The organism is Streptomyces sp. JL2001 (genome assembly GCF_050917515.1).
GTDB lineage: Bacteria > Actinomycetota > Actinomycetes > Streptomycetales > Streptomycetaceae > Streptomyces.
This window is the reverse complement of sequence record NZ_CP169421.1, coordinates 7,448,226-7,469,041: the sequence shown is the minus strand read 5'-3', so window position 1 is coordinate 7,469,041 and position 20,816 is coordinate 7,448,226. Positions and strand designations below refer to the sequence as shown.

The 20,816-nt window shown below is 72.4% G+C and carries 23 protein-coding genes and 1 pseudogene; 11 read left to right on the top strand and 13 right to left on the bottom strand.

All coding sequences use genetic code 11. The features are described 5' to 3' along the window. Positions 1–7: 7 nt before the first annotated feature. A complete protein-coding gene (locus ACE1OA_RS33445) occupies positions 8–787 on the top strand; it encodes a TioE family transcriptional regulator (protein WP_432753878.1) in 780 nt (259 codons plus the stop codon). 323 nt (positions 788–1,110) lie between these two features. Here ACE1OA_RS33445 and ACE1OA_RS33440 read toward each other — a convergent pair whose 3' ends face one another. Continuing rightward, positions 1,111–1,335: a hypothetical protein gene (locus tag ACE1OA_RS33440; RefSeq protein WP_356601469.1), complete on the bottom strand. Its 225-nt coding sequence runs from the start codon at positions 1,333–1,335 to the stop codon at positions 1,111–1,113. A gap of 194 nt (positions 1,336–1,529) precedes the next feature. Then, positions 1,530–1,652: pseudogene (locus ACE1OA_RS33435) on the bottom strand (DUF5937 family protein); the annotation flags it as partial. 298 nt (positions 1,653–1,950) lie between these two features. Between ACE1OA_RS33435 and ACE1OA_RS33430 the strand changes: the two are divergent. Beyond that, a complete protein-coding gene (locus tag ACE1OA_RS33430; RefSeq protein WP_386541816.1) occupies positions 1,951–2,694 on the top strand; it encodes a class I SAM-dependent methyltransferase in 744 nt (247 codons plus the stop codon). Between the two features lie 83 nt (positions 2,695–2,777). Here the strand turns inward: ACE1OA_RS33430 and ACE1OA_RS33425 are convergent, their stop codons facing one another. Beyond that, entirely contained in the window at positions 2,778–3,974 is a 1,197-nt protein-coding gene (locus ACE1OA_RS33425; RefSeq protein WP_356776985.1) for an FAD-dependent monooxygenase, read from the bottom strand. A gap of 101 nt (positions 3,975–4,075) precedes the next feature. Here ACE1OA_RS33425 and ACE1OA_RS33420 point away from each other — a divergent pair, with 101 nt between their 5' ends. From ACE1OA_RS33420 to ACE1OA_RS33400, 5 genes are all read left to right on the top strand, one after another. Beyond that, a complete protein-coding gene (locus tag ACE1OA_RS33420; protein ID WP_432753877.1) occupies positions 4,076–4,792 on the top strand; it encodes a TetR/AcrR family transcriptional regulator in 717 nt (238 codons plus the stop codon). Positions 4,793–5,118: 326 nt separating this feature from the next. Continuing rightward, positions 5,119–5,559, top strand: a complete 441-nt coding sequence (locus ACE1OA_RS33415; protein WP_384872918.1) for a hypothetical protein — start codon at positions 5,119–5,121, stop codon at positions 5,557–5,559. A gap of 11 nt (positions 5,560–5,570) precedes the next feature. Further along, positions 5,571–7,028 (top strand): hypothetical protein, encoded by a 1,458-nt coding sequence (locus tag ACE1OA_RS33410; protein ID WP_432753876.1) that lies wholly within the window; start codon positions 5,571–5,573, stop codon positions 7,026–7,028. A gap of 139 nt (positions 7,029–7,167) precedes the next feature. Further along, on the top strand, positions 7,168–7,776 hold the full coding sequence (locus ACE1OA_RS33405; RefSeq protein ID WP_432753875.1) for a hypothetical protein: 609 nt from the start codon (positions 7,168–7,170) through the stop codon (positions 7,774–7,776). Between the two features lie 163 nt (positions 7,777–7,939). Continuing rightward, positions 7,940–8,785 (top strand): histidine kinase, encoded by an 846-nt coding sequence (locus ACE1OA_RS33400; protein ID WP_432753874.1) that lies wholly within the window; start codon positions 7,940–7,942, stop codon positions 8,783–8,785. Between the two features lie 106 nt (positions 8,786–8,891). On the opposite strand, the gene ACE1OA_RS33395 is transcribed toward ACE1OA_RS33400, so the two are convergent. Further along, positions 8,892–9,164: a DUF3253 domain-containing protein gene (locus ACE1OA_RS33395; protein WP_432753873.1), complete on the bottom strand. Its 273-nt coding sequence runs from the start codon at positions 9,162–9,164 to the stop codon at positions 8,892–8,894. A gap of 475 nt (positions 9,165–9,639) precedes the next feature. Between ACE1OA_RS33395 and ACE1OA_RS33390 the strand changes: the two genes are divergently transcribed. The 3 genes from ACE1OA_RS33390 to ACE1OA_RS33380 all read left to right on the top strand — a co-directional run bounded on the left by ACE1OA_RS33390 (position 9,640) and on the right by ACE1OA_RS33380 (position 11,482). Beyond that, the gene (locus tag ACE1OA_RS33390; RefSeq protein WP_356601477.1) at positions 9,640–10,290 is read left to right on the top strand and encodes a DUF4360 domain-containing protein; all 651 of its coding nucleotides are present in this window, start codon (positions 9,640–9,642) and stop codon (positions 10,288–10,290) included. Positions 10,291–10,460: 170 nt separating this feature from the next. Continuing rightward, entirely contained in the window at positions 10,461–10,760 is a 300-nt protein-coding gene (locus tag ACE1OA_RS33385; protein ID WP_356601478.1) for a hypothetical protein, read from the top strand. A 227-nt stretch (positions 10,761–10,987) separates the two neighbouring features. After that, on the top strand, positions 10,988–11,482 hold the full coding sequence (locus ACE1OA_RS33380) for a hypothetical protein (RefSeq protein WP_384872934.1): 495 nt from the start codon (positions 10,988–10,990) through the stop codon (positions 11,480–11,482). 156 nt (positions 11,483–11,638) lie between these two features. On the opposite strand, the gene ACE1OA_RS33375 is transcribed toward ACE1OA_RS33380, so the two are convergent. From ACE1OA_RS33375 to ACE1OA_RS33365, 3 genes are all read right to left on the bottom strand, one after another. After that, positions 11,639–12,856, bottom strand: coding sequence for a phospholipase D-like domain-containing protein (locus ACE1OA_RS33375; RefSeq protein WP_384872937.1), 1,218 nt, complete (start codon positions 12,854–12,856; stop codon positions 11,639–11,641). A 133-nt stretch (positions 12,857–12,989) separates the two neighbouring features. Next, a complete protein-coding gene (locus ACE1OA_RS33370) occupies positions 12,990–13,301 on the bottom strand; it encodes a hypothetical protein (RefSeq protein WP_384872940.1) in 312 nt (103 codons plus the stop codon). A 144-nt stretch (positions 13,302–13,445) separates the two neighbouring features. After that, positions 13,446–13,892, bottom strand: coding sequence for a pyridoxamine 5'-phosphate oxidase family protein (locus ACE1OA_RS33365; protein WP_356601482.1), 447 nt, complete (start codon positions 13,890–13,892; stop codon positions 13,446–13,448). Positions 13,893–14,026: 134 nt separating this feature from the next. On the opposite strand from ACE1OA_RS33365, the gene ACE1OA_RS33360 reads away from it, so the two are divergent. Further along, complete coding sequence (locus ACE1OA_RS33360) at positions 14,027–14,572, top strand: SRPBCC family protein (RefSeq protein WP_356601483.1); 546 nt, start codon at positions 14,027–14,029, stop codon at positions 14,570–14,572. 547 nt (positions 14,573–15,119) lie between these two features. Here the strand turns inward: ACE1OA_RS33360 and ACE1OA_RS33355 are convergent. The 6 genes from ACE1OA_RS33355 to ACE1OA_RS33330 form a co-directional block, all read right to left on the bottom strand. After that, positions 15,120–15,545, bottom strand: coding sequence for an SsgA family sporulation/cell division regulator (locus tag ACE1OA_RS33355; RefSeq protein ID WP_356601484.1), 426 nt, complete (start codon positions 15,543–15,545; stop codon positions 15,120–15,122). Positions 15,546–15,702: 157 nt separating this feature from the next. Then, the gene (locus ACE1OA_RS33350; protein ID WP_356601485.1) at positions 15,703–15,876 is read right to left on the bottom strand and encodes a hypothetical protein; all 174 of its coding nucleotides are present in this window, start codon (positions 15,874–15,876) and stop codon (positions 15,703–15,705) included. Between the two features lie 201 nt (positions 15,877–16,077). Beyond that, positions 16,078–17,754 (bottom strand): cation acetate symporter, encoded by a 1,677-nt coding sequence (locus tag ACE1OA_RS33345; RefSeq protein ID WP_432753872.1) that lies wholly within the window; start codon positions 17,752–17,754, stop codon positions 16,078–16,080. Next, positions 17,754–18,086: a hypothetical protein gene (locus tag ACE1OA_RS33340; protein WP_356601487.1), complete on the bottom strand. Its 333-nt coding sequence runs from the start codon at positions 18,084–18,086 to the stop codon at positions 17,754–17,756. The genes ACE1OA_RS33345 and ACE1OA_RS33340 overlap by 1 nt, the downstream gene beginning before the upstream one ends. A gap of 301 nt (positions 18,087–18,387) precedes the next feature. After that, the gene (locus tag ACE1OA_RS33335; RefSeq protein WP_356777009.1) at positions 18,388–19,686 is read right to left on the bottom strand and encodes a PucR family transcriptional regulator; all 1,299 of its coding nucleotides are present in this window, start codon (positions 19,684–19,686) and stop codon (positions 18,388–18,390) included. Positions 19,687–20,015: 329 nt separating this feature from the next. After that, a complete protein-coding gene (locus tag ACE1OA_RS33330; RefSeq protein WP_432753871.1) occupies positions 20,016–20,657 on the bottom strand; it encodes a GAP family protein in 642 nt (213 codons plus the stop codon). Between the last annotated feature and the right edge of the window lie 159 nt (positions 20,658–20,816).

Below are 20,816 nucleotides of genomic sequence, written 5' to 3'. Positions count from 1 at the left end.
CGGTCGCATGGGGAAGAACCTTCAAAGCTGTGCACGGCTGAGGCCGATCGATCTGGCGCGTGCGGGCGGACTGTCCACGCAGGCGGTCAGGAACTACGAGGAGGCCGGCATCCTTCCGGCCGCCGGGCGCACCCCCCACGGCTACCGCACGTACACCCCGCTGCACGCCGGGGCCCTCCGCGCGTTCCTCGCCCTGGTGCCGGGCCACGGTCACCGGACGGCTACGTCGATCATGCGGGCGGTGAACGGGGGCGGGGTCGACGAGGCGTTTCACCTCATCGACGAGAGCCACGCCCGGCTCCTCGACGACCGGCGAACCCTCGAGGCCGTGGAGAGCGCCCTGCGCGACCTGGAGCCCGACCGGGGCTCCGAGGCGGTGTGGGCGGGTGGTACGGCTGCGCGGTCCGGGCAGGCTACGGAGTCGGAAGCGGAGTTCGGATCCGGCGGCACCTTCATCGGGCCTCTCGCGGAGCGGCTCGGCATCCGGCCGGCGACCCTGCGCAAGTGGGAGGGCGCCGGGCTGGTGCGGCCGCGCCGGGACCCCCGGACCGGCTACCGCGTCTACGACGACGCCGACGTACGGGACGCCCGGCTGGCGCACCAGCTCAGGCGGGGCGGCTATCTCCTGGCGCAGATCGCCCCGTTGATCACCCAGGTGCGGGCAGCCGGTGGGCTGGCGCCCCTGGAGGCGGCGCTGCGCGACTGGCACGCCCGGCTCTCCGCCCGCGGGCGCGCGATGCTGACCGGGGCCGCGGAGCTCGCGGCCTACCTCGACGCACGCGGGTGAGGCTGCGGCCACGGAGACCGGGGCGGGAGGGATCGCCCGCCGCCCACATGCCCGATCGGGCCGGCCGAGCGGAGCGGGCCGGCCGAGCCGGTCGAGCGGGAGCGGGCCGGCCGAGCCGGTCGAGCGGGAGCGGGCCGGCCGAGCCGGTCGAGCGGGAGCGGGCCGATCGGGCCGGTCGAGCGGGAGCGGGCCGATCGGGCCGGTCGAGCGGGAGCGGGCCGATCGGGCCAGCAGATGCGCCGATGCGCCGATGCCGAAGGCGGGTCGGCGCGGCGGGATCGTCACCGCCCGGCGGGGCGAACCTGTACCGGCCCGCTCCGCCGTCACGCGGCCTGGCCGGCTCTCGGGCGGGATCTCCATTCGCGGCGCAGGACGAACGACCGCAGGACCGCGATCGCGAGGAACACCACGCCGAAGGCGGCTCGTTGCCACTCCCCGACCGTGAAGTACCAGTAGAGGCACATCACGCCGAAGGAGAGGCTCGCGGCGATGACCAGGGGCTCACGGATCCAGTACGGCAGGACGCGCAGTATCAGGTTGATCAGCATGCGGTCAGTTGAACAGGCGGGCCCCCCGCGCGCTGTGTCGGAAGCCACAGTTCCTCATGTGGTGCCACCGGCTGCGTCGGCGGCTGCTCACCGGTGACGACCTGCTCCTTCACCGCCCGTGTTCGAGACGGACGCGTGCGCTCAGCGCAGTACGACCGACAGCACGTCGGTGCCCAGGGCCGTGAGGTCGGGCAGATGGAGGGTGTGGCGGCTGGTTCGGCCAGCACGTGCAGCATCACGGTCAGCTCGGCCAACGGGGAAACCGCGAACCGCAGGCGCCCGCGCGGCACACCGCCGATGTCGATCCTCAAGGCCACCCCTCATGAGGACTCCCCCATCGGCCGGCGGCGCGCTCCGGTCGGCACATTCCGTCGGCGAGCCCGCCCCGTCGGCGGCACGGAGCGTGTCCGCTCCAAGATCGCACGTCAACTGCCCTGAGCTGTCGCGGCGTTGGGTGATACGAACGCGAGGGGGCGGCTTCTTCGTGTCATCTGCCAGTACGAACGGCCGGACCGGGCGCAGCAGACTTTCGAGCACGACGCGGCGGCCGGCCTGTGGATCCGGAGGCACCGGCGTGCCCGCGTACAGGCGAGGAAACCCGGAAGGGGACGGCACGTGAGCGTGCAGCAGTACGACAAGATCGGTGAGGCGTTCGAGGGGTTCAAGTCCCTGCCACTGACACGCTACGGGGAGGTCCCGAGCTTCCTGGGCCTGGTCGGGGACGTGACAGGCAGGACGGTCCTCGACCTGGCGTGCGGGACCGGTTTCTACAGCAGGGAGTTCAGGCGGCGCGGTGCCACGGACGTCTTCGGGGTGGACATCTCCGCCGAGATGATCGCCGCCGCACGGGAGATCGAGCAGCGCGATCCACTCGGTGTGCGTTACGAGGTCGGCGACGTCGCCGAGTTGCGGACGGACGGCCGGCGCTTCGACGTCGCGTTGGGGGTGCAGTGCCTCAACTACGCTCGGGACATCGCGGAGATGGAGCGGATGTGCCGCAACGTCCACCGGAGCCTCGTGCCCGGCGGGGAGTTCTTCGTGCTCGCCCAGAAGCCCGACTACGGGTTCGACTGTCCGTCCCTGGACACGTACGGGTTCCGCTGCGAGCCCACCGGGGAGGAGCTCGAGACGGGGCCGCAGGTGCGGGTCACCGCGCTCCTCGCCCCGGAGCCGATCAGCATCGTCTCCACGGCCCCGCGCCGCGAGGTCTACGCAGAGTGCCTGCGTGCGGCCGGGTTCGGTGAGATCGAGTGGGTTCCGCTGCACGTGTCCGCAGCAGGCGTCCGGGAGTTCGGGGACGACTTCTGGGCGGACCTCCTCGCCCACCCGCCGCTGGAGATGCTGCGCTGTCGCGCCTGATCACCCGCTGACCCGCCGGCCGTGGTGCCGAATCCGCCCGGGCCCGGCACCACGGCCGCCCCTCACCCCGGAGACGGCACCGGTCAACGGCGGACGCGGCGGGAGTCGGCGGAGTAGTCGGGCAGAGTCACCGTGCTGACCTTCTCGCCCATCCGGAGCATGCCGTTCAGCAACAGCGGCCGGGACAGCAGGGTGTTGCGGAGGCGTATGCCGGTGGCGGTTCCGGGCGCGAGGAACTTCCCGGTCCGGTCGCCGCCCGCCTGACAGCCCTGGGCGTACTTCCGCAGTCTGTCCTCGTACCGGGTGAAGGCCGCCCGATGGTCCCCGCGGCATCGCGCGAGCTCACCGGCCAGCACGTACGCGGCGACCACGGCGGTTCCGGTGCCCATGCCGCCGATGGTCGCCCCGCAGGCGGCGTCGCCGATGAGGCCCACGCGCCCCTTGGACCAGGTGGCGACGTCCGCGCGGCTGATGGAGTCGAAGTAGAGGTCGGGGGCCCGGCGGAGGGAGTCGAGCAGGCGGGGCACCTCCCAGCCGAGGCCGGAGAAGGCGTCGGCGATCAGCCGCTTCTGCCGGTCGAGGTCGTGCCGGTCGTACGACAGCTCGGGCGCGGCGAAGACGAAGAACGCACCCGCACGCGACGGATCCCGGTGGTCGGCGCCCACGGAGGCGAGCCGCCCCGGCACGTTGTAGCCGACCGACCCCCTGGCCGGCGCCGGGGACTCGTCGTGGGACAGCTGCCATGTGGCCGCGTAGTAGCCGAGGTGGCTGACGTAGTCGGCCTCGGGACCGAAGGCGAGGCGACGGACGTGGGAGTGCAGCCCGTCGGCTCCGATCACCAGGTCGAAGTCGCGTGAGGCGCCGTGCCGGAAGTCGACGCGCACGCCGGACGCGGTCTCGGTGAGGCCGGTGATCGAGTCGCCGAAGACGTACTCGGTGGTGGGGGCGCTGTGCTCGTGGAGCAGCCGGGCCAGGTCCCCGCGGACGACCTCGATCTCGCCGCCGGCGAACTCGGCCGGCAGGTGCAGCAGCGTCCGGTCGTGCTCGTCGACGAAGCGCATCGGACTCCCACCGGTCTGCACGCGGCGCAGTTCGGGGAGGAGCCCCATGCGTTCCAGGACGGTCAGGTGGGTCTCGCCGCGGAAGTCGACGGCCTGACCGCCCTCGCGCAGCGTGGGCGAGAGCTCGACCACGGTCGGGGTGAAGCCGTGGCGTCCCAGCCAGTAGGCCAGCGCCGGGCCGGCGATGCTCGCGCCGGAGATGAGGACGGTCTCGTTCATGGGTCTCCCCCGCTCGGAAACTGTGTCCATCGGACACGGATTAATACTGTGTACGATAGACACAGTTCGATGGCTTCGACAAGGCGAGGCGGAGGAGAAGCGTGGGCGACGAGCACGCCGAGGTGGTGCGGCTGTTGTGGGGTCCGCACCCCCAGCCGAAGCGGGGCCCCAGGCCGGCGCTCGATCTGGACCGGATCGCGCGGGCCGGTATCGAGATCGCCGACGCGGAGGGTTTGGCCGACGTCTCCATGCAGCGGGTCGCGGAGCGACTCGGCGTCACCAAGATGGCCCTGTACCGGTACGTGCCCGGAAAGGCCGAGCTGGTCGCGCTGATGGTGGAAGGCGCGATCGGCGCCTTCCCGATGGAGGCGACGCCGCAGGGGGACTGGCGGGAGCAGCTCGAAGACTGGGCGCGGCGCCTGTTCGCCGCCTTCCACCGGCACCCCTGGTCGCTCGACGCCACCGTCGGAGTACGGATCCCCGGCCCCGGGGAACTCTCCTGGATGGAGCGCGCCATCTCCGCGCTGGACGGCACGGGACTGAGCGGGGCGGAGCGGATGGACGCGGCCGTGCTGCTCGTCAGCCACGTGCGTGGCATCACCCAGCAGGCCCGCGCGGCCGGCCCGTCGAGCAACCCGGAGGCTCAACTCGGTGCAGTGCTGGCCGAGTTGATGCGGGTCCACGGCGAGCGGTTCCCCGCCCTCACCGAGGCCTTCGCTTCGGCGGCGCGGACGGGCGGACAGGACCAGGCGTGGGAGTTCGGACTGCAGCGCATTCTGGACGGCCTGGCCGTCCTCATCGACCGACGCACGCACTGACCGCGGAACGCGCGGCGGGTACGGAACGCGCGGCGGGGGCAGGGGCGATGGGGCGCGGGGGCGATGGGTGCGGGGGCGACCTGGCCGACCGCCTCCTGACGCGGCTCCCCCGTCGACCCGAGCCGCGCCGGGCCCCCTGCCGCCGTCCGCCCTCGGCCGAACGCGGCGAGAAGGACGGCGATCGCCCGGGCGCGGGCAACCGGCCCCGGTGCCGGAATGGGTGGCTCCTGCGGAGGATCACGGCGTGACCTTGCGTCCCGGCCGCCACCCCGGAACCATACGATGCACCTGCAAAGTGATGATCATTTTTCATGGGGGCAAGCGGTATGGGTTTTGACGAGGACTGGGCCGGCATCCGGTCCGGCGCACCGGCACGAACCCACGGCGCCACGGGGCCGGCCGGGACCGATCCGGGCGGCGCCACCGGACCGGCGGGCGGAGCACCCGATCTCGCCACCGCACCGGCGAAGAAGAAGGCCGCGGCCCACACGATCGAGACCGAACTGGAGCCCCGCACCGGCAAGGCCGCCCGGTGCGCCGACGCCGCCACCGCGGAGGCCGTCGCCGGCTTCGACGGCTGGGCGACCGCGAGCGGCCTGAAGACCGTCGAGGCCACCTGGGACAAGCAGGTCAGGACGCTCCTCGCCCGGCTCGCCACCGAGAGGGACGCCCTGCGCGGCACAGCGGTCGCCTTCGGCCGCCAGGAGCTGGACACCCGTACCCGTATCGCGGGTGTCGGACCGTCCTCGTGCATCGACCGGTACTGAGGGGGCGGACCGTGCCGACGTACGCCGAGATCATGGCCACCGACCTGGACAAGCTCGCCGACGCCGCCGACAAGTGGGACGAGACGGCGGGTGAACTGCACAAGGTCGAGGAGCGCTACCGCGACAGCGTCCAGTCGCTGCCGACGGCCCCGGCCTGGCTGGGCGAGAGCGCGACCGCCGCCCACACCCTCTTCGCCGCCACGCGCTACGAGTACCGGGCGGCGCAGACGCAGGCCAAGGCCACCGCGACCCTGCTGCGCAACGCACACGAACAGTTCACGCGGCTCAGGAAGCAGTTGGAGAGCGCACGCGCCGACGCCGTGGCGGCCGGCATGAAGGTCTCCGAACAGGGCAGGGTCGCGTACGACCACGGCCGCCTCACGCCGCAGGAGCGCAGCGCGCTGCACCACGATCCGGACGGCGCCCAGAGCGTCCGGGACGCCGAGGCGTCGTGGGCGGAACACCTGGAGGCCTGCGTCAAGGCCTTCGACGTCGCGGACCAGGACCTGAAGAAGGACCTGGAGGCCGTGGTCCGGGACGGGTACGGCAACAAGGGCGACGGGACGCTCGGCACCGGCTTCAACGGCGACGCGGGCCGGGTCGCCACGGCCGACGACAAGGCCCAGGACGTCCGGACGAGCCTCGCCTGGCTCGGGATGCGTGACGACGAGACGCTCGACGACTACGTCCGGCGACTGCAGCGCGACGGCCTCGCGAGGCTCACCGGCAACGAGCAACTGGCCGATCTGGTAGCCAAGTTCACCAAGGGCACGATCACGGCCGGCGCGTTCGCGAGCGCCCTGACCGCGGCCGGCCTGTACTCGTACAAGCTGTCCAAGGCGCTCCGGCCGCCCTTCGTCCATCCGACCGCGCCCGGCACCTTCCTGTCCCGGCAGTTCAACATGCGCCTGGCCGGGGCGGCTCCGGGCAGCATGCTCAGCAAGGTGCCGCCGGGTCTCGCCACCGCCCTGACCGGCTCCGACGAGGCCGCCATGTTCGGCGGTTCCCTGCGCAACGGCGCCTTCTTCCTGCCGACCGCGGCCGAGGCCGACCTCGTGAAGGTGGCGCAGAACGGCGGCCTCGCCAACGCGGCGAAGGCGGCCGGCTGGCTGCGCGGTGCCGGCGTCGTCGGCGGCGTGGCCGCCACCGCGTACGGAGTGGCCAACCTCGCCACGTACGACACGGACATGATCAAGGCCGACCCGGCGAAGTTCGCCTCGGACCTCAGTGGGACCGCCTTCAGCGCGTCGATGACGGCGCTGACGGTGGCCCCGAACCCGGTCACCCTCGGACTCGCCGTCGGCACGGGTGTCGTCTATGCCGGAGCACTGGTCTGGGACAACCACGAAGCCATCGGCAAGGGTCTGGAGGAGGCCGGGGACTGGATCGGCGACACCGCCTCCGATGTCGGCTCCGGGATCGCGGACGGCGCGAGGAAACTGGGCAGTGCGCTCAACCCGTTCGACTGAGCCGTTCGACCGAGCTCGCCGGCCGAGCCGTCCGACCGACCCCTCAGCCCCAGCCCTCTGACCCGTCCGTCCGACCGACCCGTCCTACCCGTCCGACCCGTCCGACTGATCCTTTGAGCAGACACCCTGGGAAGCCCGCATGCACACCGCTGTCACACCGTTCGACCTCCACGCGTGGAAGGAAGGGAACCGTCACGACCACCGCGCGGGCTGGAAGGGGGTCTCGCCGGAGTTCGGCGAGATCACGCTGACCTGCCCGCTCCCCCGCACCTCGCCCGAGTCGATCGTCTCGGAGGTGCGCGGCGGCCTGCTCCCGACCGCGTCCTTCGAGTCACGCGGGATGCACGTGGAGGGGATCAGGCTGCCGACCCTGAACCGGTCCACGCTCCGGGTCGGCGACCGCGTCGTGTACGTGAACCGGAACCGTTTCGGCGCCACCCTCGAACAGCGCGCCCTGGCCATGCGGTACGCCGGCGACCACTACCGGCTCGCGGCCCTCGACAAGCGCGGCTACGTGCTGACCCGCCTGCCCGACGAGGAGGACCCCGGCGTCACCGTCACCGTCCGCGAGTCGGGGCGCGGGAGCCGCCGCCGGCTCTCCGTCCGGGTCGCGGGGCGGGCCGAGGGCGGAGACCTGGCGCTCGGGCTGATCTTCGCCGGCGTCGACCGCTCGACGCTCACGCGGGTCGGTGCGGTGAAGGCGGGCATCTCCCGCGTCACCCACTTCTGGGCCGAGTCGCAGTACTGACCCGGTACCGGTCCTCCGCCGCGATCCGGTCCCGTACTGCCCGACCCGCAAGCCCCGCCCCTCTCTCCGTCCGCCGATTGCACCCTGCCGTTCCACCCTGCCGCCCCTGATTCCCGCGCTGCCCGCCCTGCCCACCCTGCCCGCCCTACCGAGTGAGCGACTGATGCCTTCCTTCGACGTGACCCGATCCCGTTTCCGGCTGTCCGACGACGACGTCCTCGTCCTCGCCCGGCTCGCGACCGGCCGGCCGGTCCCGGAGTCCATGGCGCCCGCCGCGGCACGGCTGCGGGACTGTGGTCTCACGAACGACGCCGGGGAACTGTCCGCGCTCCTGCTGCCCCTCATGCGGACCCTCGTCCAGCCGTCGGTGATCGTCTCCCTGGAGGCGGGAGGCCGGCAGGGCACCCTTCACCACGGGCTGTTGATCGGCGACGACCACGTCGTCTGCCACGAGACCTGGCCGGGCCAGGAGGAGGCGGAGTACCGGCTCGTGGAGCCGAGGACGGTCGTGTGGACGCTCGCCGACCTCGTCGGTCTACGGCAGTCGGGAGGCGCGGAGCCCGACGAGGAGGAGGTCGTGGAGACGACCGTGGGCGCTCTGGAGGCGGGGCTCGCGGCCCTGGAGAAGGCAGCGGGCACACCCGGCACGGAGGAGCGGACCGCGGTCTCCGCGGCACTCGGCGCGGCGGGCGCGACGGACGCCGGCGCCGCCCGGCTCGCGGAGCTGATCGTGGAGCTGCGCGCCAACTGGCGTATGACCGCCGCCTGGCAGGGACGCGAGGGCGGTGTGCGGGGTGTGGCGGCCCGCACGGTCTCCGCCTGGGACTGCGGTCCGCTCGGCTCGTGGCTGCGGGAGCTGCCCGCCGAGCCGATGACGGAGGGCGGGGCCGACGCGGGCAGCCCGTTCCGGCTGAGGCGCGTCGCCCCGAAGCGGATCTGGCAGGAGCTGACCTCGCTGCTCCCGGACGCCTCGGAACTCGTCCGCGAGCCCGCCCCGCCGCAGGTCTGACGACGCCCGGCCACCGGGCACGGGCACCTGGGGGCGCGGGGCGGCGGGGCCGTAGAGGGGGGCGGGCCGCGGAGGCGGGCCGCACGGGAGGTCCGCTGGTGGAGTGTCAGCGGGTCCGGCGGATACGGATCGGGCCGCGGGCCTTCGCCGGCTCGACCGGGCGGCCGTTCTGGGTGATCTCCACCTCGCCGGCCTCGACCAGCCGCCGGGCCGCTCGGCGGGCCGGTTCCATCAGGTCGCGCCAGCCGTCCCCGTCTCCCTTGTACACCGCCCGCGCGGCGTCGGAGGGACAGATCGTCGCGCTCGGGGCACGACGGTCCAGCAGCTCCAGGATGGCCCGCTCCAAGCGCCGTTCGGTCTGCCGTTCGCCGTCCGTCACTCCTCCAGTGTCCCCCGCCGGCGCGGGGCACGGGGGCGGCGACCGCCCGAGCTCCCGAGGAGCGTCCCGTCGATGTCTCCGGGCTCACGGCGCCGCGCCCGCTGATCCGTCGAGGGGCACATGGGACGCCCGGTACACGTGGGACGCCAGGGGCGTCACCCGCTGTTCCGAGCCAAAGGAAAGCCCTTTCACCAGGCCATAGTTGGCCGGGCGACCACGTGTACCGGCGCGCCAGGGCTTCTAGCATTCGACCACCCCCGCCCGCACCGGCGGGGCGCCCGGGGACAGTGCCTGACATGTACATGATGCTTCAACCGTTGTCGGTTGCACTACCCCTTCGCACCCTCGATGTCCTCGATCCATCGCACCAGGTCCGTGACGGCCGCCCAGGTGGCGCGCCGCACCCCCCGCCCCGCGACCGGGCGCACCCGTGCGCCCGCGCTCGCCCGGCACCGAAGCACTGGATGGGAGAACCATGAGAGTCCCCCTGCTGGTCAGCGGAGCGATAGCCGCTCTGTTCGCCTCGGCCCTGCCCGCGCAAGCAGGCCCGTCGTCGATCGTCGACCCGCCTCCGGACAGGATCGTCATCGACATCGCCACCGTGAACGGGTCCGGCTGCCCCCTCGGCACCGCAGCCATCGCCGTGTCCGAGGACAACACGGCCTTCACCGTCACGTACAGCGAGTACCTGGCCCAGGTGGGCGGCGACTCCTCCCCGACGGCGGCCCGCAGGAACTGCCAGCTCAACCTTCTGGTGCACGTGCCCCAGGGCTTCACCTACGCGATCGCCAGCGCCGACTACCGGGGCTACGCGTCACTCCGCCCCGGTGCGAGCAGCACCGAGAAGGCGTCGTACTACTTCCAGGGCTCGCCGAACACCGCGTCCCGGACGCACACCTTCCGGGGCCCGTACGAGGACAACTGGCAGGCCACCGACGACACCGACTGGGCGCAGCTCGTGTGGGCGCCGTGCGGTGTGCAGCGGAACTTCAACATCAACACCGAACTCCGGGTGAACGCCGGCACGTCGAACCCGGCCACCACCAGCTACATGACCATGGACTCCACCGACGGCGACATCAGCACCGTCTACCACCTCGCATGGAAGGAGTGCCCCGGACGCTGACGCCGCGCAGCCCCGGCCGGGTTCCCCCTTCCCGGCCGGGGCTCCTCCTTCCCCGCCCGGGTCGCCGACTGGTCCCCGCGACGGGATGGAGAGACGCTGGAGGTACGGGCCTCCGGGTGTGAACCGCGCGCCTCTGGCAGCGCCTGCCCGGGCCGAGAAAGGCCGCCATCATGCGTATGTTGTTGAAGGTCCAAATGGACACGCAGACGTCCAACGAGGCCATCAGGCAGGGCACGCTCCAGAAGACGGTGGAGAAGGCGATGGAGGCGATACGCCCCGAAGCCGCGTACTTCACCACCGAGAACGGCAGCCGGACGGCCTACATCTTCTTCGACCTGGCCGAGTCCGCCGACATGCCGAAGACGGCGGAGCCCTTCTTCCTGGAGCTGGGCGCGAAGATCTCGTACACCCCGGTGATGAACGGCGAGGACCTGGCGAAGGGCCTGGCCGCCATGGAGATCAGCCGCTGAACCTCCCGCGGCGGCGCACGGCGGCACGAGACCGGCGGCGCGGCCCCGCACGGCCGGCGGCGGCCTCGGGTCCCGCGTCCCGCGTCCCGCGTCCCGTAGCCCGTAGCCCGTAGCCCGTAGCCCGTAGCCCGTAGCAGAGCGACCGGCAGGCCGTACCGATGCGTGCGGAACGCGAACGGGTACGGTACGGGACGGGTACGGATCCATGGCCGGGGCACACGGGTCCCATGCGCGGACAACACGCACGTCCCACGAGCACCCTGTTCGGGCCCGCCTCCACGGCGGGCACATCGACACCTGGCCACAGCGGCCCCAGGCACTCACGTCCGGGCCGGCTCCGTGGCCGGCTCCGACGCCGGATCCTTGCCTACCGGGCGATCGACTTCCTGTCCACGCACATCCCGGGAGCGTCCGGGCCCGGCGAGGAACGGCTGCTGCTCGTCCACATCCGGCAGGTCGTCGGCCAGGTCCACTACCGGATCTGTGCCGACTGCGCCGAGGGGGTCATCACCGCCGTCGACATCGAGGAGCGCTTCCACAGCACCGGCCTGGGCACCCGGGCGCTCTCGCACCTGCGCTCCCGCCACCCGGGAATCACCTGGCGCAGCACATCCCACGCACGCACCACCCGTGACCTCCTGCGCCGCATGCGCATCCGCACGACCAGCGCGTCTGCCGTGACCTGCGCCCACGAGGCCGGGCCGCACCAGGGCGATTCCTGATCCACCGGTGACCACACACACGACGGGACGACTCTGCCGTCGACCCGCATCCTTTCGGTCCGATCGGGGTGTGGACCGGCCGGACCGGGGCAGTCGCTGTGCAGGTCCGGCGTTCCCCTCCCCCCTGGGGCGCCGGACCGCATCCGTGTGCGGGGTCTACAGGAAGCGTCTGATGGGCACGACCGCCGCCTCCCGCAGCCGCTGCACGGCCGCCCTCCGCCTCCAGCGCCGCGGGTCGATCGTCACGCTGCGTTCGAGGTCCGCGTCGTAGTCCTGATCGAGTGTGGCGGTGAAATCCTCGTCCAGGACGGCGAGCATCACCTCCTCGTCGTGGTCCATGGAGCGGCGGTTGAAGTTGGTGGAACCGATCAGTGACGCCACGCCGTCGACGGTGATGATCTTGGCGTGCATCATCGTGGGCTGGTACTGCCGGATGGACACGCCCGCCTCCAGCAGGCGGGAGTAGTGGTGCTGCCCGGCGAGCTGGCACGCGCGCTGGTCGGTGTGGGGGCCGGGGAGCAGGACCTCCACCGTGACGCCGCGACGGGCGGTGGCGCACAGCAGGTCGATGAAGTAGGTGTCCGGGGCGAAGTAGGCGGTGGCCAGGCGGAAGCGCTGTTCGGCCGAGGTCAGCATCACGCGGATGAGGGTCTGCATGTCCTGCCAGCCGAAACTGGCCGAGCCGCGCACGACCTGCACGGTCGAGGTCCCGACCTGGGCGTGTTCGGTGAACCGGTCGCGGTCGTCGAACAGTTCGTCGTGGCACTCGGCCCAGTTCTGCGCGAAGGCGGCGGCGATTCCGTCCACGGCCGGGCCGCGGACCTGCACGTGGGTGTCTCGCCACTCGCCGGGGCCGCGGGCGTCACCGCACCATTCCTCGGCGATGCCCACGCCTCCGGTGAAGGCGGTGTCCTCGTCGACGATGAGGGCCTTGCGGTGGCAGCGGTGGTTCTGCTTGAGCGGCGACAGCCACATCGGTCTGCGGAACCAGGCGACCTGTACCCCGGCGCTCTCCATGGCATCGAGCAGGCTCGGTTCGATCTCCTTGGCGCCGAAGCCGTCGAGCAGCAGGCGCACCCGCACTCCGTCCCGGGCCCGGTCGGCGAGCGCGTCGGCGAAGTCGCGGGCGATCTGGCCGCGCCAGTACACGAAGGTCATCATGTCGATGGTGTGCTCGGCTCCGCGTATCGCGCCGAGCATGGCGGGGAAGATCGCATCGCCGTTGCGCAGCGGCAGGAGTTCGTTGCCTTCGGTGGCCGCGATGCCGATCAGGCGCTCCAGCCGCCGGCGAAGGCGCTGCTTGCGTGCCTGCACATCGTCACGGGTCTCCTGACCGATGTCATCGGTGGGTTCCGCGTTCTCCAGAATGCTCATGCGGTGCCTTTCAGCGTCTGAGGATGGGGTGTCCGTCCGGGTCGGGCCGTGCCGGGGGCCGCCCCGACGAGCTCGGACGATGAGGACCGGGTCGGCGGGGTCCGCGGTCCCGCGGGTCGCCGGCCCTCGTGGGTCAGTCGTCCAGCGCGGCCAGACCGTCGCGCCGGCGCGCCTCCCGCTCGGCCGGGCTCTGCTCCCACCACGGCGTGCCGCGCTCACCGAGGGCGACTTTCGCCTGCTGTACGCGCTTCCGTGCGGCGCCCTCGGCTTCCGGGTCGTGAGCCCGCCGGGCCTGTGCGACCGCCCTGCGCGCCGCCATGAGGTGGACCCGCAGCCGGGCCCGGGCGTCGTCGGGCACCGAGGGGTCGGTGGCACGCCAACGCCGGCCGTCGATGACGACGTAGTGGCCGTCGGGGGTGGTGGCGGGCGGGGAGTTCCTGGTCACCGAGTGCGGTTGCCCGCTTCGGGTGGCGGCCAATCCTGCCGGGCGCCGTGCGGCTCGGACGAGAGCGCCGGGTGTCCGGACAAGGCCCTCGGTGGCAGCCCGTACACCCGAGGGCCGCTCACGGACGCGTGCGGGCCGGAACGCTCACCACGGCCCGGAGGTCTCCCGCATGACCGCGGCGGGAGTCCGGAAGTCACCGAGCCGCGCCCACGCGATCCTCACGCGCACGACGACGATCCCGGGGTCATGGAGGGAGGAAGCGAACTGGGGGAAGGCGGCCTCGTAGGCGTCGGCGCACCGCTCTCGTTCTTCACCGGACGGGATGTCGGCCAGCCCTTCCAGCTGGAGCGTCACCCCCTCCCGGCCACCGACGACCACGGCCACGCGGCCGTCCCGGCGCAGGTTGGCCACCTTGCGCGAGACCTCCCGGGCGTCCAGCACGAGTTCGCCGCCGTCGGTGATCGCCAGTGTGAGGTAGGCCGACTGCGGAGCACCCAGGGGCCCGAGCGTCGAGAGCACGCCGTCCCCGTGCTCGCGGACGAACGCCACCACCGATTCGCGGTCCAGGGGACTGTCGAGGAACTCCGTCACGAGGGAGATGCTAGGGCTGTTTTGTCGATCTTGCCGGGTGGCCGCGAGCATCATGTGTGAATGAGTCCCTCCGGTCCGGGTACGCGGCGCAGTGAGACCGAATGAGCGGCAGAGCCGCGAAGGAGGAGACACTCATGAGCATGGTGAAGGAAACCATCGACGTCGACGTCCCCCTGCACCACGTCTACAACCAGTGGACGCAGTTCGAGGACTTCCCGAGCTTCATGGAAGGCGTCGAGGACGTCCGGCAACTCGACGACGAGCACTGCCACTGGAGGACGAAGATCGCCGGGGTCAAGCGGGAGTTCGACACCGAGATCGTCGACCAGCTGCCGGACGAGCGCATCTCGTGGCGCACGGTCGCCGGTGATGTGCGGCAGAAGGGTGTCGTCACCTTCCAGCAGCTCGACCCCGCGCACACGCGGGTGAGTCTGGCCATGGACTTCGAGCCCGAGGGCATGGCGGAGAAGGCCGGTGACGCGCTCGGGATGCTCGACCGGCGGGTCAAGGGCGACCTGAAGCGGTTCAAGGGCTTCATCGAGGAGCGCGGCCGCGAGAGCGGCGGGTGGCGCGGCCGGATCTCCCCGGGCGGGACCGACGCGGGCCGTCCGCAGATGGGCGGACCGCAGGCGACACCGGGGTCTCTCCCGATCGACCCCGACGACATGCGACACGGCTGACCTTCTCGAACCCCTCGTCGGTCCTCCGGGCTCTCTCGGGAGCCCGGAGCGGACGCCCCCGCGTGCTTCGTGCACGCGGGGGCGTTCGGCATGGCGCTAGGGCGTGTTGCGAAAGTCCCGCCTGCCTCGCGACGCCTGGCACGCACGCTCGCCGCGTTGTCGGGATCGTCCGAGTACGCCCAGTACGAGGGCGACCCTCCGCCTTGCGATCGCACGCACCAGACGCCGCGAGGCCCGCCCTTCGGGCGGACGTCGGTACTTTCGCAACACGCCCTAGGGGTGTCTTGCCGATCAGGCCGGGTCAGTGAGCGGTGTCCTGGGGCTTCGGATCCAAGGCGGAGGAGAGAGGCATGGCGGAGCCATGCCGACCGACGACAACGCCGGAGACGGAGTCGCAGCACACCGCGAGCCCGGCAAGATCGGCAAGACGCCCCCAACGGGTACGGGTACAGCCACGGCACCGGGGTCTTCTTGCGTCGGCCCGCCCGCGTCGAGGGTCCTGGGGAGGTTCCGGGGGCGGACGGCGCCGGCTGGCGCCGGAACCCCGTCAGCCGTCGAGGTGGTCGATGAACGGCTGCCAGTCGATGTGCGCGCTCTCGCTGCCCGGCGGGACCAGTACGTACGTCTGGCGCACCATCTCCACCAGATGGTCGCGGTTCGCCAGAACGGTCGCGGTGTCACCGGGCGGGCCCAGGCGCAGCAGGACTTTGCCTCCGCCGGTGGGTCGAAGGTGGAGGTCGCCTCCGCCGGTGGGGGTGTGGGCACCCGCGGTGATCATGTCGCGGTCGACACGCCAGACCGTGACGTCCCCGCCCAGGATGTGGAAGGCGATGCCCACGGTGAACGGGGCTCGGGAGCAGTAGCTGAGCGTGGTGTCGATCCGCACCGGCCGCAGACCGGTGAGGAGTTCGGTGGTCATCGTCTGGGTGAGCGTCTGCGCGGGCGGAAGGCCGGCGGAGGCGGACTGGGGCACGGTGTTCTCCGGCTTCAGGCGTCGGGTGCGTGCGTCCCTGCGCTTCTGACCCGGGCGGGCTCCGTCACTCCACGCGATCGTGAAGTGACGGTGACGGTCGCGTCGGGATTTCGTGAGGACGGTCGGCCACGGGGGGGGGCGCGACGTCGGCGCCGCATCAGAGTCCGATGCGGTCCTTGCCCTTCTCCTTCAGTTGCCGGGCCTTGCCGCGGGCCTGCAGGGCCGCGCCCTTGGCACCGGTGTTCCTCTTGCCCGTCAGGTGCGCCACCTTGCGCATGACCTTCCCGACGATCTGCTCCAGTTGGGCCTTCGCCTTCTCTCGCGTGCTCATGTCCACCCTTTCGCAGCAGCTCCCCTTCGCCTTCCCGCTGGTCCGGAGGGGAAACGCCTGCCGGGAAGCCGGAGGAGCGGCGGCCCGCCCCGGCCCCGGACAGGCCGTGCGACCCCGCCTCGGGCCGGGAATCCGAGGTCCCGGCCCGGGCAGTGGGACGCGCGTGTTCCGACGCGAACCGGGCCGTGGAGTCGACCCGGCTCACGTCCGGCTGTGGCCCGGGGCCTCCCGTTCCGGTGCCTGCGTCACCCACCCTGCCGACACCTGTTCCGTCCGCTCCATCCGCTCCGTGCGCTTCCTGCCGTGGCCGCCGGTGCCGGTGCCGGCGATGCTGCCGATCCAGCCCAGGAAGAAGGCGGCGGGTATCGACACCAGGACGACCGTCTGGAGCGGGAACCAGTCGAAGTGCCGGTCGGGGAACAGCGCGAGGGGGTTGCCGGACGTGACGGGGCCGGACGCGAAGAGCCCGACCGCGCAGCCCAGTCCGCCGTACAGGGTCCAGAGCAGTCCGCGCCGGTTGTACCGCCTCCAGCGGAACGCGTACACGAGCGCCGGGAGCAGGGTGGACGCCGCCACCGCCAGGGAGAGGGCGGTCAGGAACTGGATGTTCCATCCCTGGAACCAGACGGCCAGCGTGATGCTCAGCAGTCCGACGACGGCGGACCCCACGCGCGCGGCGGCCACTTCGCGGCCCTCGGTCGTCCGCCCTTGGCGCAACGCGTGCGTGTAGAGGTCGTGCGCGATGGTGCCGGCCGCGGCCAGGGTGACGCTCGCGACGACCGCCAGCGTGGTGAGGAAGACCCCGGAGGCGACCAGGACGATGAGCAGGGCCCCGCCGGCGTCGGTGGACGAGCCGCCGGCCAGTTCGCCGGCGGCCATCACCAGCGCGCCGTTGGCTCCGGGATCGGCGGTCAGGATCGCCGGCGTCCCGATCAGGGCCGCGGCCGCGAACCCCATGAGCACCGTGGCGCAGCAGAACGCGCCGACGATCGTGATGGTGTGACGCACCGTGCGGCGGGCGTCGGCCTCGTCGGGCGCCGTGCCGAGCTGGGTGGCGACATGGGGCAGGCAGGCCACCCCGAGCACGATGGTGAGGACGAGGCCGACGAAGTCGAGGGTGGGTTCGGCGCTGCCGGCGAAGCGCAGTCCCGGGCGCAGGTAGGCGGCGGGCCGGCCGCTTCCCTGACGGGCGGCGTCGATGAGCGCGTCGGTGCTCCAGTGGAAGCGGTGGAGCAGGACGACGGTGACGGCCAGGGCCATGCAGAGCAGGACCACCGTCTTGATCACCTGGATGGTGACGGTGCCGCGCATCCCGCCGAACGCCGTGGTGCAGACGACGAGGGTGCCGATCATCACGACGGCGGTCTTCTCGACGCCGGGGCCGGACAGTCCGAGCAGCGCCGCGGTGGTCACGCCGGCCCCGGAGAGCTGCACGACGAGGTAGGGGACGCAGGTGCTCAGGGTGACCACGGCGACGGCGATCCGGGTCGCCCGCCCGGGAGCGTGCAGAGCGAACGTGTCCCCCAGGGTGTAACCCGCCCGCCGGCGCAGGGGGCGGGCGAGCAGCAGGAGCACCCCGAGCGAGAGGACGGTGCACAGGGCGATGAACAGGCCGTCGTAGCCGTAGACCGCGACGCTGCCCGTGGTGCCGAGGACGGTGGCGGAGGAGAGGTAGACGCCGGAGAGGACGAGGGCGCCGCGCAGGGGACGCAGGGTGCGGCCCGCCGTGTAGAAGTCGTTGACGCGGTCCCTCGGGGGACCGCTGAGGACGCAGAGGAACAGGACGGGCACGATGAAGGTCACGAAGCACCCGAAGATCAGTGTCCGGTTGCCGAGGTCGAGCGGTCCCGGTGCGGCGAGCAGGACGTCCGGTGCCATCACCACCCTCCCCTCGTACGGGCCGTGAAGTGTCCGCCCTGGTCGGGAGTCGCGGGGCGGGACTCCGCCGGGATGTCCCCCTGGGCGGCCGGTACGTCCGCAGACCGGTCGAAGCGCGCCGCCGTGACGACCAGCAGCACCGTCTGGAGAAGGAGCGCGGTCACGCCGAATCCGGTCCCGCCACGGTGGGGAGCGGCCATGACGTCGGTGGTGCAGACGAGCAGGACGTGGACGGCGAAGGTCGATCCGTTGATCACCGCGAAGGCGAGGCCGGGGCGACGGTGCGGGGAGGGGGACGGCTGGGGAGGTGGGGATGTGAGCGGGTGGGGCATCGCGGTCTCTCCTGGCGGGCGGGGGCGCGGCTGCTTCGCCCCTGAACGACGCCCACCACACCAGCCGCGTCCGCGGACCTCCATACGCCGGCCCGGCCCCGTTGCCCGCTCCCAGTCCCGGGTGGGTGCGGTTGTGCCGGCGCCCAGCGGGACGGGCCGACCGCCACGGGCGCGGGGAACGGCACGCGGGACCTGCCGGGGAGTCGGCCATCGGGGGGGTGCGGGGCCGGCCGACGCGGGCCTGTCGGGGAGTCGGCCGCGAGCCGGGCAGGTCCGCCGGCCGTCCTGCCCGGTCAGGCGGTCAGGTCCGCTGACCGTCCGGGTCGGGTTCGGCGGTGCCCAGTGCCGCCGCCGGTCCGAGCAGCCGGTGGGCGTCCAACGCGAGGGTGAGGTGTACGAGATCGCGTGGCCGGGCCAGGGCGAGGCCCGTGATCTGCTCGAAGCGGCGCAGGCGGTTCAGGACGGTGTTGCGATGGCAGAACATGCGGCGCGCGGCCTGGGCGGTGGACCCACCGCTCTCGATCCAGACGTCTACGGTGTCGAGCAGCATCTCCCGGTCGACGGGGTCGAGGTCGTACAGCGGCCGGAGGACGCGCTGGGTGAGCGCGGCGGACAGGTCGGGCCGCGAGACCAGGAGCCCTTCGGGCAACCGGCCGTCGAGCCGGGCGATCTCCCCGTCGCCCCGGCAGGTGCGCAGGGCGAGCCCGGCCATGTCACGCGCCCTGGCCAGGCTCTCCAGTCCGGGGACGACGGGGCTGACCCCGATGCGCAGGCCCGGGCCGGCCGCGAGGCCGGTCACGAACGTGTCCAGCGGGCCGTCCGCGAGATGGGCGACGAGCACGACGCGGTGTCCCCATGCCTGGTGCAGGACGCGGACTCCGGCGATCTCCGGGGCGCCGCCGGGCAGGCGACCGTACGGCGGCGTCGCCTCGACGACCGCCACCGCGAAACGTCCGTCGAGCGGGAGGTCGAGCACGTCGGCGGCGCTCCGGGTGAACCCGGGTTCTCCGCGGGCCTCCAGCAGGGCGGCGAGGATCAGGCGGACGCGTTCGGCGTGCCGGCCCGCTACGCCTTCGACCGCCTGCCGGTAGGCGTCGGCGACCATCACGGCGTCGCGGTCGTTGCTCTTCCACACCATCTCGGCGACGTGCACGAGTCCGCGCGCTTCGCCGAGGCCGTCCCGCTCGACGACGCCGACCAGCCCGTTCCAGACGCCGGAGCCGGCGACGCGGAAGGCGTGCAGCACCTCGTCGAGGGGGCGGCCCTGTTCCGCGCGGCGTATGCCGAGCTCCCGGGTGTAGCGCTCGACGTCCACGATCCTGCTCGGGTCGAGACCGGTCTCCAGCCCGTGGCGGATGCCGGTGCGGACCGTGGTACGCACGTCGGAGGGGGCCAGCACCGGGTCGGCGTAGTAGGGGACTTCGGCCCGGATCCTCGCCACGACACCGTCGGTGAAGTCCGTGCCGTAGGCGAGCAGGCTCCTGCACGCGCGGTCGAAGAGGAGCAGGGCCGAGGGGTCCGCGGCGCTGTCGGCCGACGGGGCGCCGAAGTCCGCGGGGAAGCGGGGGCGGATGCTGCCGGCGGCGGAACCGTTGTGCATGGACGCTCCAGGTGGACGGCGGGCAGGTGCGCCTCGCACGGTGCCGTCGTGGCGGCGCCGGTCGTGGCGCGTGCTTCCAGCGGGCGATCACGGGCACGGACGTGGGCCCGCACCGCTCCCGGGGTCGCCATGCTAAGCGGTCGGTCAGGCCGAGGCGAGGGCTCGGCCGAATCGTGATGTCCCGGCCCGGGCCCCGGGCTGGTGGGCGGCGACGGGTGGGTCGGTAGCTGGGCGCGGCCCCGGGGGTCGGCGGGTCCCCGGGCCGGGACGTTCCGCCCTGACGCGCCGTGGGCGAGTCGCCGACGGCTGCGTGCGGCGGGACCGGGACATCAGGCGAGTTGGTAGATGCTCTTGCCCGCCAGCCAGAACCCGAGCCCGAGGGACAGGATGACGACGGCCTGGTCCTGGTGGCCGGTGATCCAGGTGAGCAGTGACTGGAGCCGGGTCTCGGCGCGGGCGGGCTTGAACGTCGCGTACAGCTCCATCGCCAGGAGGCTGGCGGTGGCCAGGACGCAGTACAGCACCAGGACCAGCCAGGTGATCGCGTGGGAGAGGTTCGCGCCCATGACGGTCGCGGCGCCCGCCGCGACCAGGCCCCACGGTTGGAGGAGCACCGCCATGCCGGCGGCCGACCAGACCGAGATATGGCGCAGTCTCCCCAGCCATGCGGGTTCCTCACGAGGGCGTGGGCCCTTGCGCTGTTTGTGGACCCCGTAGGCGATCAGCCCGAGGCCGACGGCGAGCTTGACCGCGAGCGAGGCGGTCGAGGGAGAGCTGTTCAGGGAAGGCGGGGACCCGTTGGTGAACAGCAGGACTCCGGCGATCACCAGCACCAGGCAGGCGAGCCAGCCGAGGATGAAGGCGAGCCCCTTGATGATGCCCCGGTGCGCGGTGAGCAGCAGGATGAAGCCCATGATCGGGAAGGGCTCCAAGGTGATCGCCAGTCCGATCAGGATCAGGTCGAGTGTCATGGGCGGTCGCCCTCCGCCCCCGCCACCCGGGCGCCCCGGGCCGCCCGCCGCGCGGCGTCGTCCGGGCGCCGCGGCACGCCGCTGCTGCGCTGGCGCATCGAAGGCCACCTCCGTGATCGCGGTGCCTGTCCGGGGGCGTCCGGTCCACTGGACGCGATC